The 12,159-nt window shown below is 67.1% G+C and carries 8 protein-coding genes; 2 read left to right on the top strand and 6 right to left on the bottom strand.

What is annotated here, in order from left to right; translation table 11 throughout:
• Positions 1–51: 51 nt before the first annotated feature.
• Positions 52–444 (bottom strand): hypothetical protein, encoded by a 393-nt coding sequence (locus KEG57_RS12815; protein WP_272419825.1) that lies wholly within the window; start codon positions 442–444, stop codon positions 52–54.
• A gap of 60 nt (positions 445–504) precedes the next feature.
• Between KEG57_RS12815 and KEG57_RS12810 the strand changes: the two genes are divergently transcribed.
• On the top strand, positions 505–2,313 hold the full coding sequence (locus KEG57_RS12810; protein WP_272419826.1) for a hypothetical protein: 1,809 nt from the start codon (positions 505–507) through the stop codon (positions 2,311–2,313).
• A gap of 157 nt (positions 2,314–2,470) precedes the next feature.
• On the opposite strand, the gene KEG57_RS12805 is transcribed toward KEG57_RS12810, so the two are convergent.
• From KEG57_RS12805 to KEG57_RS12790, 4 genes are all read right to left on the bottom strand, one after another.
• Complete coding sequence (locus tag KEG57_RS12805; RefSeq protein ID WP_272419827.1) at positions 2,471–3,679, bottom strand: acyltransferase family protein; 1,209 nt, start codon at positions 3,677–3,679, stop codon at positions 2,471–2,473.
• Between the two features lie 28 nt (positions 3,680–3,707).
• Positions 3,708–4,460, bottom strand: a complete 753-nt coding sequence (locus KEG57_RS12800; protein WP_272419828.1) for a hypothetical protein — start codon at positions 4,458–4,460, stop codon at positions 3,708–3,710.
• Positions 4,461–4,526: 66 nt separating this feature from the next.
• Positions 4,527–8,411, bottom strand: coding sequence for a hypothetical protein (locus KEG57_RS12795; protein ID WP_272419829.1), 3,885 nt, complete (start codon positions 8,409–8,411; stop codon positions 4,527–4,529).
• Between the two features lie 181 nt (positions 8,412–8,592).
• A complete protein-coding gene (locus KEG57_RS12790) occupies positions 8,593–9,798 on the bottom strand; it encodes a matrixin family metalloprotease (RefSeq protein ID WP_272419830.1) in 1,206 nt (401 codons plus the stop codon).
• A gap of 407 nt (positions 9,799–10,205) precedes the next feature.
• Here KEG57_RS12790 and KEG57_RS12785 point away from each other — a divergent pair, with 407 nt between their 5' ends.
• Complete coding sequence (locus KEG57_RS12785; RefSeq protein WP_272419831.1) at positions 10,206–10,754, top strand: NUDIX hydrolase; 549 nt, start codon at positions 10,206–10,208, stop codon at positions 10,752–10,754.
• Positions 10,755–10,805: 51 nt separating this feature from the next.
• Here KEG57_RS12785 and KEG57_RS12780 read toward each other — a convergent pair whose 3' ends face one another.
• A complete protein-coding gene (locus KEG57_RS12780) occupies positions 10,806–12,047 on the bottom strand; it encodes a hypothetical protein (RefSeq protein ID WP_272419832.1) in 1,242 nt (413 codons plus the stop codon).
• Positions 12,048–12,159 lie beyond the last annotated feature (112 nt).

Raw genomic sequence — 12,159 nt, 5'->3', positions numbered from 1 at the left:
CCGCGTTGCCGGGGGGCGTGGGGGGGCACCCCCCACGTTGGGCAAGAACCGTCAATACATGGGCGTGCCGCCGGTGCCGCCCTGCCCGGTCGGGCAGGAGGTCGAGCCGACGACGTAGCAGGACTTGGTCGGGACGTCGCAGCAGTTCGCGCCGCCTTGCGGGGCCGCGGGACAGCTATTCTGGCAGTCCGCGTCCGCGAAGCAGTCTTCGACGCAGACCGGACCGCCGCCCGTGGTGCTGCTCGAGCTCGAGCTCGACGCCGTGCCCCCGGCGCCGCCAGCGCCGCCGATGCCGCCGCTGCCGCCGTTTCCGCCTTCTCCGCCTTCACCGCCTTCGCCGCCGGAAGGCTGGTTGCCGAACTCCGGCCGCTCGGAGGTCGCGCAGGCGGTGAAGCTCGCGGCGAAGAGACCAAGGACCAACCAGGTGACGCTAGCGTATTTCACGAGTTTGTGGTCTGAGAGTACCCGAATGCCGCGCTCTCCACAACCACCTCCTTGTCGACAATGACGAACGACGCGGCCCCTCGCTCCTCCCGCGCGCCGCAACTCCGCGCGACAATTGCAGCGCTATCAGAAGGTCGCCGCCCCTGGATCGGCCTCGCGCTCATTTTGCTGCTCGGCGTCATCGTCTACCTGCCGGCGATCCGAACGCCCTTCCTGCTCGACGATTACCTCCAGGCCTCGATGATCGAGGGCACGTTCCCCGGAAAGCGGGGTCCGTTCGACCTCTACGACTTCATCAACGACACCGATCGCGGGGCCCTCGTCGAGCGCGGCATGCTCCCCTGGTGGGCACACCCCGATCTCCAGATCCGCTTCTTCCGGCCACTCGCGAGCGCGCTCCGTTATTTTGAGCACCAAGCGTTCCGCGGCGTGCCGCTCCTCATGCACCTGCACTCGTTCGCCTGGTGGGCGGCGATGGTGCTCGGCGCGCGCTCTCTCTTCCGGCGCGCGCTCTCGGCGCGGGCCGCGGCGATCGCGACGGTCGCGTTCGCGCTCGCGCCCGCCCACGCGATTCCCCTCGCCTGGCTCGCCAACCGCGAGGCGCTGCTCTCGCTCACGTTCGGTATCGCAGGCCTCGCCGCGCATGCGCGTTTCCGCGAGGAACGAAGGCTCGGAGACGCGGCGCTCGCGACGGTGCTCTTCACGCTTTCGCTGCTTTCCGGCGAGTACGCCGTGTGCTTCGGCGGCTACGTGCTCGCCCTGGAGATCGTGGGCAAACGCGAGAGCCTGCTCCGGCGCATCGGGTTCGTCTCGACGTTCGTTTTGCCCACGGCCGCGTACCTCTACGCGCGGCACCGGGGCGGATATGGCTCGTTCGGCTCGGGCTTCTACACGGATCCGTTCCGCGAGACGGGCTCGTTTTTGCGCGCCGTGCCGCGCAGGTTCTTCACGCTCCTCGCGGATGGATGGCTCGCGCTCGACGACGAGACGCTGCTGCCGAACAACACCTCGATCGTCCTGCCCGTGCTCCTCGCGGTCGGCACCGCGGCGCTGCTCTACGTGCCGCTGCGGCGCGCGTACGCGGCGCAGGACGAGGCGCGCCGCCCGAAGATCGCGTGGCTCCTCCTCGGATCCGTGCTCGCGCTCGTGCCGGTGCTGCCCGTGGTGCCCTCGCCGCGTGTGCTCGGCGCGAGCTTGCTCGGCATCACGCCCGCGGTCGGCATGCTCCTCGAATACGCGTGGTTCTCCGCGGCGAGCGACGAGGACGCGCGCCGTCCGAGGAACGTGGCCGTGCAGCTCACGGCGCTCGCCGCGGTGGCGCTCGGCTTCGCGCACCTCGTGCACGGCCCCGGGACCGCGTGGCTCATGGCGCGGAGGCAGCAGAGATCCGCCGACGATTTCACGAAGCACTCGGCCGAGCTGCGCGGGCAGATCGAGGCGCCGGAGAACGCCGAGGTGGTCGTGATCCGCTGCATGGCGAGCGCGTTTTTCTTGCCGTTCGCGCTCGACGATCGCGGCCGTTTGCCCGCGCGCTGGCGGATCCTCGCGCAGACGGGTCACGCGCTCGTGCTCCGGCGCGACGCGCGCACGCTCGACGTCCGCGTGCCCCCGGAGCACAGCCTCTTTCCGATGGGCCCAGGCGCGCTCTTCCGCAGCTACGATGCCCTGATCGCGCCGGGCGAGGTCTTCACGGTGCCGGGCGTCCGCGTGACGGTGCTCGACGTCGGCCCGCGTGGCCCGCGATCGGCGCGCTTCGAGCTCGATCGTGATCTCGATTCGTCCTCGCTCACGTGGATCACCGAGGGCCGGGGGGGTTTTTCCTTCGCGGAGCTGCCGCCGCGCGGGTTCGGAAAACCCTTCGATCCCTAGAGCGCCGAACAGTTCGGCGCTCTGCGAGATCGCGAAGCGAGCTCGCCTCGGGGGGTGAATCGTCCGGGCTTTGCCCGGACGAGAGGGGGACGCGAGGCGTCCCCCTCGGGACGAAAGAAGCCTAGAACATCGAGCGGTTGTCAAACCGATCGATGTTCTAGGCCGCGAATCGCTCGCGCAGCCAGAGCGACGGCTTTTCGATGAGCACGTGCATCGCGTAGCCGATCACGAACGAGATGAGCATCGTGGCCGCGAGGGACGCGGGCCAGACGAGGAGGAGCGAGACGCGCTTTCCGTGGAGGAACTTCGCGGCGGGCAGGACGACGTGGTCGATGATCGGGATGTGCACGAGGTAGACGCCGTACCCGAGCGTCGCGGCGCGGCGGAAGAAGGGCGCCGAGAGGCCGCGATGGATGAAGCCGTCGCCGTGGAGCAGGAGTGGCAAGGCGCAGAGGTACATGAGGCTCGTCACGGTGCCCCAGCAGAAGACGTGCACGAGCTGGACGTGCTCCTCGCCGAACATCGCAGGGTTCAAGAGGAGCCAGAGGCACGTGAGCGCCGGGATCGCGAGGAGCGCGCGGTGGAACGGCCGCGAAAGAAAGCGGCCGACAGCCTCGCCGTGGCGCTGGTGCACGAAGGCGAGGAGGATCCCCGCGATGAGCGTGTCGAAGCGCGTGTGCGTGCGGAAGTAGAGCGCGCCGTAGAGGATGAAATCGTTCCACGGGCGGTAGCGGAAGTAGATGACGAGCCGCACGACGAGCGCCGCGAAGAAGAGCGCGCCGAGCAGGGCGAAGCGCGCTCGCTCGCTGCGAAGGCGGTGGAGCACGAAAAAGAGGAGCGGGACCGTCAGGTAAAACTGCTCCTCGAGAGAGAGCGACCAGCCCCAGAACATGATGATGTCGGGCCGGTGCAGGGAGACGAAGTTCGTGAGGTATGTGTACTCGTAGGGCAGGTGCGCGCGTTGCGTCGCCGTGAGCGGGAGCGCGAGCGCGAGGATCGTGAGCACCACGTAGTACGAGGGGAACGTGCGGAGGACGCGGCGCAGGTAGAAGCGGCGCAGGTCCTGGGTGCCGCTCTTCTGCAGGGAGCGGAGCAGGATCGAGCCGATGAGGAAGCCGCTCAGGAGGAAAAAGAGATCCATCCCGAAGAAGATCGAGAGGGATCGGTCGACGAAGCCGCGATCGAGCGGGATGCCCTGCTCGCCCCAGAAGATCCACGTGACGTGGTACTGGACGACGCTGACGATCGCGAGGACCCGCAGGCCGTGGAGCGCGGGATAACGGTTGTCGAGGAGATCGAGGGCGAAAAAGGCGCGGAGCCCGGAGGGTTTCGCGGGCGCGCCGAGGGCTTGGGCAGGCGCGGACATCGAGAGGCGATGGCGAGCTCTGGGAGGCTCACTCCTCCGGCTTCACGCCGCACATCTCCGCGACGCGGTTCACCTTCGCCTTGAACTCCTCGCCCGCGGGGTCGACCTTCTTCGACTCGGCGAGCAGCACCGCGAACCGACGCATGAGCGGAACGCCCGACTTGAGCGCGCCGAGCATGGACGTGAGGCTCGACTTCACCTTCGCGTCCTTGACCTGGAGCTTCTCCATCGCCGCGATGAACTTCTCGATCGCGGCGGCGTGCTCGGCGAACTTCTCGCCCTCGATGTTGGGGACCTTCTGGAGCTCGACGCCGAGGGCCTCGCACTCGGCTTGTGGCCCGTTGTTACACGTCGCGTCGAACGCGTTCGCCGTGGACGTGACCTTCTTTTCCCAGGCGCTGAGCTGCCCCTTGATCTGCTCCATCTCGTCGACGATCGGGCCCATCGACTTGAGCTGGTTGCCAAAGCTCTCGGCCTCGTCGGCGAGCTCGGCGACGGCCTCCTTGAAGTCGGGCGTCTCGATGGGCTGTTTTTTGAGATCGTCGGCGAGGCGGAGGAAGGCGCCCGTGAGCGAGCGCATTTCATCGGCAGGGCCCTGGCCTTTCGGCCGATCTTTGAGGGCGACGAGGTGCTTGCCGACGGCCTCGCACTCGGCCGGCCGGGCCTTGTCTTCGCCGCTGTTCGCGTCGGCGGACGTCTTCGGATCTTGGGCGGCCCCGCCGCCACAGGCGACGAGGAGGAAGAAGAAGGGGGCGAGGACGAGGCCCGAGCGCGTTCGCATCGCGCGGGGATATCCTAGCCCCGAGGCGCGGTCAACCGCGGGAGCGGGCGGGCGTCGGCGAGAGGTTCAGGGCACGGCGATGCAGGCGCCGAGCCTGCGGAAGCCGTTCGGGTTGGGATCACCGACGCTCGTCGCGGTGACCGTGTCGTAGGTGATGTCCCAGTTCTTTCGATAAAGGAGATCGTAGACGCCGGGCAGGAGGCTCGCGGTCCAGGTGGGACCATTGAGCATGTAGCCGCTGCCGCTGTAGTTGAAGTACGCCACGGAATGCAGGGCGCCCGTATCGATGGCGCGGAAGTAGAACGTGGCGCCGGCGTAATAACTCGTCGGCGGGATCGGCTGGCCGGCGAGCGTGATCGGGGCCGAGACGGTGGTCATGGGCACGTCGATGTCGAGCGTGTTGCTTCCGGGCGTGATCGTGACGTCGAGATCGAGGATCCGCATGCCGTTCGGGTTGGGATCACCGACGCTGGTGGCGGTGACGGTGTTGTACTGGCTGTCGTAGTTTTTCCGGTACCAGAGCTCGTAATCGCCAGGCAGGAGGCTCGCGGTCCAGGTGGGACCATTGAGCACGTAGCCGCTGCCGCTGTAGTTGAAGTACGCGACGGAATGCAGGGCGCCCGTGTCTTTCGATTTGAGATAGAACGTTGCGCCGGCGTAGTAACTCGTCGCGGGGAGCGGTTGTCCCTCGAGGGTGATCGTGCCCGAGACCGTGGCCGTCGGGACGTTGATGTTCAGCGTGTTCGCCCCGGGCGTGATCGTGACATTGGAGTTCAAACGACGCATGCCGTTCGGATTGGGATCACCGATGCTGGTAGCGGTGACGGTGTTGTACTGGCTGTCGTAGTTTTTCCGGTACCAGAGCTCGTAGTCACCGGGCAGGAGGCTCGCGGTCCAGGTGGGGCCATTGAGCATGTAGCCGCTGCCGCTGTAGTTGAAGTAGGCGACGGAATGCAGGGCGCCGGTGTCCTTCGCTTTGAGGTAGAACGTGGCGCCGGCGTAGTAGCTCGTCGCGGGGAGCGGCTGTCCGCCGAGCGTGATGTTACCCGAGACCGTGGCCGTCGGGACATCGATGTTCAGCGTGTTCGCGCCGGGAGCAATCGTCACGCTCTTGCTCAGGATGCGCATGCCGTTCGGGTTGGGATCACCGACGCTGGTGGCGGTGACGGTGTTGTACTGGCTGTCGTAGTTTTTCCGGTACCAGAGCTCGTATTCACCGGGCAGGAGGCTCGCGGTCCAGGTAGGGCCGTTCAGCATGTAGCCGCTGCCGCTGTAGTTGAAGTAGGCGACGGAATGGAGCGCGCCGGTGTCCTTCGCTTTGAGGTAGAACGTGGCGCCGGCGTAATAGCTCGTCGCGGGGAGCGGCTGTCCGCCGAGCGTGATGTTGCCCGAGACCGTGGCCGTCGGGACATCGATGTTCAGCGTGTTTGCCCCGGGGGCCATGGTGACGTTCTTGTTCAGGATCCGCATGCCGTTCGGATTGGGATCGCCGATGGAGGTGGCGGTGACCGTGTCGTACTGGCTGTCCCAGTTCTTGCGGTACCAGAGCTCGTAATCGCCGGGCAGCAGGCTCGCGGTCCAGGTAGGGCCGTTCAGCATGTAGCCGCTGCCGCTGTAGTTGAAGTAGGCGACGGAATGGAGCGCGCCGGTGTCCTTCGCTTTGAGGTAGAACGTGGCGCCGGCGTAATAACTCGTCGACGGGAGCGGCTGTCCGCCGAGCGTGATGTTGCCCGAGACCGTGGACCTCGGGACGTCGATGTTCAGCGTGTTCGCGCCTGCGCCGAGGACGAGGTTCGTCTGGAGGATTCGCATGCCGTTCGGGTTGGGATCGCCGTCGCTGGTCGCCGAGACCGTATCGTACTGGCTGTCCCAGTTCTTCCGGTACCAGAGGTCGTAGACGCCGGGCAGGAAGCTGGCGGTCCAGGTGGGACCATTGAGCATGTAGCCGCTGCCGCTGTAGTTGAAATACGCCACGGAATGCTGCGCGCCCGTATCCCGGGCCTTGAGATAGAACGTGGCGCCGGCGTAGTAGCTCGTCGCGGGGAGCGGCTGGCCCGCGAGCGTGATCGTGCCGGAGACGGTGCCGACCGGGACGTCGATGCCGCCGGGCATCGGCGTGGTCGTCGCGCAATCGAGGTTCCCCGCGCAGCTCGCGGTCGTCGCGCCCTTGCAGAGGCCGGCGGCGTCGCAGGTGTCACCTTGTGTGCAGGCGATGCCGTCGTTGCAGGAGCTCCCCGCAGGTTTCGGGATCAGCGGGAAGCTCTGCGTGGCCTCATTGCACGCGCCGTAGGAGGCGCAGGGGCCGGGCGCGGGCGGCGCGACGGGGACGTTCGTATGGATGCAGCCGTTCGCGTCCGCGCTCGGGTTCGAGGGCGCGCAGCTCTCGGTGCCCGTGCAATAGAGGTTGTCGTTGCAGAGGGCGTTCGTCGCCGTGTGCTTGGGCGCGCCGTTCTGGCAGACGTCGGTGGTGCAGACAATGCCGTCGTCGGGGATGATCGTGTTGTCGACCGTGTTCGCACAGCCCGTGAGCGCGTTGCAGGTGTCCACGGTGCAGGGGTTCGCGTCGTTGCACGTCACGGTCGTGCCGCCCGTGCAGGTGCCGGCCTGGCAGGTTTGTCCCGTCAAGCAGAGCGTGGTGGAGCAAGCCGCGCCGTTCGGCAGCGTCGTGTGGGTGCACGCGCCATTGACGACGGTGTCGGTGGTGCAGGGGTTTCCGTCGTCGCAGGGGGGCGTGTAGCATTCGGCGACGCCGCCGTTGTTCTTGCACGCCTGGTTCAGCGCGAGGCACGGGTTCGGCTTGCAAGGATCGTCGGTGCAGCCGCCCTGGCCGTCGTCGTGATAGCCGGGATCGCAGGAGCATACCGCGAGCGAGCCGTTCGGCGTGCACACGGTCTCGTGAGGCTCGACGCACGGGTTCGGCAAGCAGGGGTCTTGCGTGCAGCCGCCCATGCCGTCGGGGTGATATCCGGCATTCGTGTCGCAGTCCGCGCACGCGTCGCCGACATAGCCCGCATCACACGTGCAAACGACGATGCCGTCCGCATCCGAGCAGGTGCCGTGCCCGCTGCAGCTCGCGGGCGCACAGACCTCGTCGACGACGCAGGTGCCGCCCTCGTCGTGATATCCGGGGTCGCAGCCGCACACCGGCATTCCGTTCGGCGCGCTGCAGACGGTCTGGTGCGGGTCTTTGCAGGGGTTCGGCAAGCAAGGATCCTGCGTGCAGCCGCCCGCGCCGTCGGGGTGGTACCCCATCGCGTCGTCGCACGTCCCGCAGTTCGGCGGAGCCCAGCCCGGATCACAGGTGCAGCTCAGGTTGCCGCTCCCCGTGTCGATGCAGGTGCCGTGTCCGCCGCAGGTCGTGGGCATGCACGTCGCGTCGGGCACGCAGAACCCATTTTCCTCGTGGGTCCCGGCGCCGCAGCCGCACACGATCATGCCGCCTTCCACGGAACACGCGGGTTTGTCCGAGGAGCAGGGGTTTGGCTCGCAAGGGGTATCCGTGCAGCCGCCCTGGCCGTCGGGGATGTATCCGCCTTGCGTGTCGCAGTCCTCGCAATGATCTCCCGCGAAGCCGGGATCGCAGGTGCAGACCGGCGTGCCGCTCGTCGTGTCGCAGGATCCGTGTCCGCCGCAGGTGGTGGGCGTGCAGGTCGTATCCGGGACACACGCGCCACTTTCGTCGTGATGGCCCGGGTCACACTGGCACGTGGCCACGCCGCCCTCGTCTTTGCACTGCGTGCGAAGAGGATCGGTGCACGGGTTCGGCGTGCATGGATCGGAGGTGCAGCCGCCGAGTCCATCGGGGTGCTGCGCGGGCGGGCATTCGCCGCCTGCGTCGGTGCCGGCGTCCACGGTGGGCGGGGTCGGCGGGCTGTCGTCGCCGCAGCCGGCGGAGAACGTGACGAGGAAAAGGACCCCGGCAAGGGTCCAGAATGATCCCGAGCGTTTCATGAATTCGCCTCGAACGGGGAGAGATGGGACGTGCGGGCGGGATGGTACGGAAACGTTGGTTTCCGTTCAACCGCTTCGTCCATAATTCCGCGAGGCGAGACCGGCGCGGAAGAGGCGCCAGGAAAAGCGGCAGCTCCGCGCGGCGGGAGGGGCGCCGCGCGGAGCCGCAAAGGCTCGTCGATCAGGGAGCCGTGTAGGTCACGGAGATCTGATACTGGCCCCAGTTGTATCCACGCACCGCGATGAACGCCTCGGTTTCGCCGGGCGGAACGGTCAGGCTGCAGGACTCGTTCGGGCCGGTCTTGTACGGGCGGCAAGTCCATTGGCCGGGCGCGGGCTGCGCGCCGAAATGCACGTAAAGATCGGGGTCGCCCTTGCCGGTCATCGTGACGTCGAACGTCGTCCCTTCGACCACGGAGACCGGGGCGAGCTGCACGACCTGCGCCTTGTTCACGGTGCCGTTGAAGCTCTTCGTGGACGGCGTGCCGCCGCCCGGAGCCGGGGGATTGCCGGGGTCGCTGGGATCGCCGGGCTCCGGGGCCGGCGCGCCGCCGGGCGCGCCATACAGGGCAACCACGCCCTGCTTGTCCATGTCGGTGAGCGACAGCGTCTGGTCGCCCTTTCCATTGCATTGCGGGTAATGCATGACGGACTTGGCGTCGTAGGGGGTGAGCGCACGCCACTCGTTGTCCTCGAAGCACGTGCCGGCCTCGGGGCGGGTGTGCTCGTGGCGGAAGCCGAGGGTGTGGCCGAGCTCGTGCCGCAGGATCCCGGTGAGCGTCGTCGGCCCGTTGTTGCCGAACGCGCCGCTGTCGATGAGGACGTTGCGGCTGCTGCGGCTGTCGCCGGGGAAGAACGCGCGCGCGAGGTACTGGCCGTTCGAATTCGTGGGACGCACGTCGAAGAGGACGTTACTGTTCTGCGCGTTGCAGCTCCCATCCTGGGCGGCCACGTGCTTGTATTTCACGTTTGCCACGGCCTCCCAGGCGGTCGTCGCGTCCTTGATGGCCTGGACCGCGGCGTCGTACCGATTGCCGAAGGTCGTGCTCACGCAGTAGGTGAGGTCGAGCTTCTGGGTGTCGTTCCACTTCGCGTCCTGGCCGCCCGCGCGGTGGACGATGAGCGCGCCCTTCTGGACGTACGTCTCGTAAAACTCCTCCAGCTTCTTGATGTCGTCGACCGGCGTGTCGCCATCGACGATGTAGATGCCCGTGTCGGGCTCACGATACGTAACGGCCTCGAAAGCCTCGAAGCTCTCATACGTATCGGCCACGGCTTCGTCGCCGCCCGGCGCTCCCGCGCACCCGGCGCCGAGCGCGCCGGAGACGAGGACGAAAGCAACCACGGATCGGCCCACGAGGCCGAGCTTCTTCGTACCAGCGCTCATCGTAATTCCTCCATGGCCCCCGCACCCGGGGTCGAGCCATCGGGGCATTGAATGTGGAAGACGCAAGGAAGCAGGACGCGCGCTCGTGCGTCAATCCAAGCGCACGATTCCATCGGTCAGCGTGCTGACGCCAACGAGATTCCATTGGGTACCCCATGGTTCGTCGCAATCGCGTAGATCCGTGAAAACACGTAGAATGAAGCAAGATCGTTGTCCGGTGCACCGCGATGCTTGGCGGTGCGTGGTGCCTGTCTTGACAAACCCGTGGGGAGAGCGGAGGCATTGCGTGAACGGGCGGCGTCGTACTCGCAATGCAATCGTGCATGTAGCGTGCTCGTCCTCGGGTGAAGCCGCCGTGGGCGAGGGCGAGCTTGCAGGGGCCGCGGAGGGAGGCTAGGGAAGGGCGCATGAAGCCCTGGTCCGTGATGCAGAGCCGTCCGATCGTCGCGCGTCGATGGCTCACCGTGCACGAGCAACGCATCGCCCTGCCGCACGGCGGCGAGATCGACGAGTTTCACGTGATCGAGTCGCCCGACTGGGCCTCGGTGCTCGCGGTGACGGAGGAAGGGCAGGTGGTGTTCGTCGATCAGTACCGGCACGGCGCCGCGCGCGTGAGCCGGGAGCTACCCGCAGGCGTGATCGACGCAGGCGAGACGGCCGAGCAGGCTGCGCGGCGCGAGCTCGAGGAGGAGACGGGGTTCGTCGCCGAGACGTGGCTGCCGCTCCTTTCGACGAACACGGAGCCGAGCCGGCACACGAACCGCGCCCATTTCTTTTTCGCCGCGGGCGCGCGACAGGTCTCCGAGCAACGGATGGATCCCTCGGAGAACATTCACGTGGCGCTGATGGAGCCGAAGGAGATCGTGCCCGCGATCGAGCGGGGGCAGATCATCCACGGCGTGCACGTGGGCGCGATTCTGCTCGCGGTGCGGCGCGGGCTCTTGTCGCTCGATTGAGGGGAAGGGAGCCGGATCACGCCCGGGGGAGCGTGATCCGGCAGGGGAGGGTCACTTCGCGAGGCAGGTTTCGAACTCGGTCTTGCAGACCTCCGCCGGATTCTGGCCCGGGCCGAGCCTGATGAAGCAACGCAAGGCGTCCGAGAGCTCTTTCGCGACCGCTTCGTCGGAGTTCGTCACGCACGGCATCCAGGCCTCGATGCCGCCCGTGCCCGAGCCGATGGCCTGCTGCACGCACGAGAACGACTCGGCGCACGTCGCCTTGCCATTGCCCACCCACTCGGCGCCGAGGTAGTTCGGCTGGCCGGGGACGGAGGGCTCGGCGAGGCAGTTCGCGGTCGCCGCTTCGGCCGGGTAATACGAGCCGATGAGCATGCACATCTCGTCGGTCGAGCGCGGCCCCTGGTAGACGTCGCGCATCTCGCCGTTCGAGTAGTCGCAATGATAATCGAACCACGAGCCGGCCTTGACCTCGAGCCCCGCGCCGAAATCCTTGACCGGGACCTTTTCCCACTCGGTGTTCGTGTAGAAGGGCTCCGCCTGCCCCACGAGCGACGCGGAATAGTCGACGCCACGCGCGTGCATGTGGGACTGGATGTTCACGATCGTGATGTCCTTGTGCACCGGACAGCGCATGCGCGCGCGACCCTCGCCCATGGGAGCGACGTGGATGAAGGGGTTGTAGAGGAAGAGGACGTCGCCCTCCGTCGTCACCTCCGCCTCGGGGACCGAGTAGAGGTTGATCCGGACCTCGGGCTCGATGACGTTCATCGTGGCGTTGATGTAATGCGCGTTCATGAGGAGCACCGCGCCGGGGCGCACCTTCATGGCCACCCCCTCGGGGAACTTCAAGAAGGCCTCGCCCTCGCCGTTCTGCGAGCCCCCGATGAGCTTCTCCACGGCCCAGCCATTCGTGGCGCCGTCGGAGCAGTCGAACACGCCGCTCGTGTCGACGACCGTGCCGTCGTCTTTCTTGGTCGGAATGTCTTCGTAGGTCGTCTGGTAGAGCAGGAAGTGGTGGCTGCCCTTCGTGAAACGCACCTCGTCACGGTTCACGTAGAGCCCCTCGGCGGGCGCCTTCACGAACATGCAATGCTCGCCCTCGGTGCCGGGGTCGAGCTTCGTCACCATCTTGAACTGGACGCCCTTGCCCGCTTCCGGGGGCGCGAGCAGCTCTTCCTGCCCGGGCTCCGCGGGCTCCGCGGGCTCCGAGCCGCCACAGCCCACGAGGGCCGGCACGGCGAGGGTGAGGGACGAGATGGCGGTCCTCAATAAGAAGTTGCGAAGATTCATGGCTGTCCGTGTTAGTGACCGGCGGTCACAAAGTCAACTCCCGGAACGTGAAGAATTGTTGCCCGAGACGGTGCTTGCCATCGGTGCCCGGTCGCGGTAAAAAGTTCATCGG

The sequence above is a fragment of the Polyangium jinanense genome (assembly GCF_028435365.1).
Note: the sequence above shows the minus strand (reverse complement) of the source record. Positions and strands in the feature narration are given on the sequence as shown.